This window comes from Henriciella sp., from assembly GCF_049649345.1.
GTDB lineage: Bacteria > Pseudomonadota > Alphaproteobacteria > Caulobacterales > Hyphomonadaceae > Henriciella.
In genome coordinates this window covers 1-1,713 of sequence record NZ_JBARZC010000348.1, presented here as the reverse complement: position 1 = coordinate 1,713, position 1,713 = coordinate 1, and the positions used below count along the sequence as shown (strand labels likewise).

At 63.2% G+C, this 1,713-nt stretch carries 3 protein-coding genes; all 3 read left to right on the top strand.

Translation table 11 applies throughout. The annotated features are described in order from the left end of the window. The coding region (locus tag WA989_RS09515; protein WP_424340263.1) for an ATP phosphoribosyltransferase regulatory subunit at positions 1 to 783 on the top strand (783 nt) is incomplete at its 5' end. Then, complete coding sequence (locus WA989_RS09510) at positions 780 to 1,193, top strand: hypothetical protein (protein ID WP_424340262.1); 414 nt, start codon at positions 780 to 782, stop codon at positions 1,191 to 1,193. The genes WA989_RS09515 and WA989_RS09510, both read left to right, overlap by 4 nt. Next, on the top strand, positions 1,190 to 1,713 hold a 524-nt coding region (locus WA989_RS09505; RefSeq protein ID WP_424340261.1), incomplete at its 3' end, for an ATP phosphoribosyltransferase regulatory subunit. The genes WA989_RS09510 and WA989_RS09505, both read left to right, overlap by 4 nt.

The following is a 1,713-nucleotide window of genomic DNA, read 5'->3' as shown; positions in this document are numbered from 1 at the left end:
GGCCTCGACCCTGCCGGGATCGACCGCGTCATGGCCTTCGCCAAGGCTGGGCGCCCGACGCGCAGCGAGACGCTCGAAGCGCTTGGCACGGCTGTTGGCACCGGACCGGAAGCGCAGGCTGGCCTGGATGAGCTGGCCGCCATCGCGCGCGGGCTTGAAGCGTTTGGCTGCCCGGATGGAGACGTCCTGTTTGACCCGTCCGTTGTGCGCGGCCTCGAATATTACACCGGCCCGGTCTTTGAGGCAGAGCTGCTGAAAGAGACGGTCGACGAGGATGGCAACACGGTCCGCATCGGCTCTGTTGGTGGCGGCGGACGCTATGATGATCTCGTCGCGCGTTTCACTGGTGAGAAAGTCCCCGCGACCGGCTTCTCGGTTGGCATCTCGCGCCTCGCTGCAGCCTTCGCCATCTCCGGGGAGATCGACGCGCTGAATGGTCCGGTGGTCATCCTCAACATGAACCGCGATGACCCGACCGAAGCCCTCAAGCTCGCCACCGAGCTGCGCGCTGCCGGCATCCGGGCCGAAGCCTATATGGGCTCGTCCGGCATGCGCCCGCAGATGAAATATGCAGACCGCCGCGGCGCGCCCGTGGCCGTCATGGTCGGCGAGGATGAGATCGCCAAGGGCGTCGTTACCATCAAGGATCTGAAAGAGGGCGCCAAACAGGCCGCGGCGATCAAGTCGAATGAGGAATATCGCGAAGCCCGCCCCGGCCAGTTCGAAGCGCCGCGCGCCGACATGGTCGCGAAGGTGCGTGAGATTGTCGAGGCGGCGGAATGAGCAAGCGCGTCACGCATATTCTTCATTGTGCTGTGTGCGATGCTGTTGTGAGCGAACCGGTTAGTCTTGAGGTCGAGGACGATTTGCCGTTCCGGCGCCCGCTCAAACCAGCATTCCCAAAAGGAGAAGGCTGGGTGACGATGGAACCCATTCCTCAATCAAAGTGGAATGAGTGCCGGGATTTGCTCTACACCAATTATGTGTTCATGAGCACTGAGTCTCTGGCTGAGGACGTTGCCGACACGCCATTCAAAGACCGCGTTCGCGGGTGTTGCGGTCCTTCAGGTATCGACGGACCCAACAAGGTCTGCAAGTGCGGAAATCATATCGGCACGGAATCACGAGACTGCTGGACCGCGTGGGAGTTTAAAGTCGACCCGACAGCTACCTACTGGGAGGTTTTGCAATGACGAGTCCGCTCGACATCTTCGCGCGCCTTGGTGGTGAGCTGACAGACCCACCCATCATCATGCCAGCGAACCAGCCGCTGGAATTGTCCGGCGAGGCGGTACGCGCTCGGCTCTGCGTTTTTTCCGGGGAGAATGGCGAAGAATGCGCGCTGCGCCCGGACCTGACCTTGCCGCTCGCCATCGCTCAGGCAGAGGCCGGTGTGTCTGGCGAAGTGGTCAAGCGTTATGCGGCGCGGGCATTCCGCCTTCCGGTGGTGCCGGACGATGCGATGGAGTTTACGCAGATCGGGTTTGAACGCTACGGCGCGCAGTCCAGCCCTGATGTGGATGCCGAGAGTTTTGCACTGGTCTGCGAAGCGGCCGCCAGCGCTGGCGTCGGCGAAAGCGAGACGCGGCTTGGCGACCTTTCCATCTTCCCGGCGTTTGTCGACGCGCTCGGCCTTGCGCCGGGGCTCGCCGAAGCCCTGAAGCGCGCTTTCAGGCAGGCCGGCGGGGTCTCGGCCCTTCTGGCGGCCAAGTC

Bases quoted from the DNA above. Each gene is read 5' to 3' on its own strand.
- WA989_RS09510 (WP_424340262.1), top strand. From the start codon at position 780: ATGAGCAAGCGCGTCACGCATATTCTTCATTGTGCTGTGTGCGATGCT.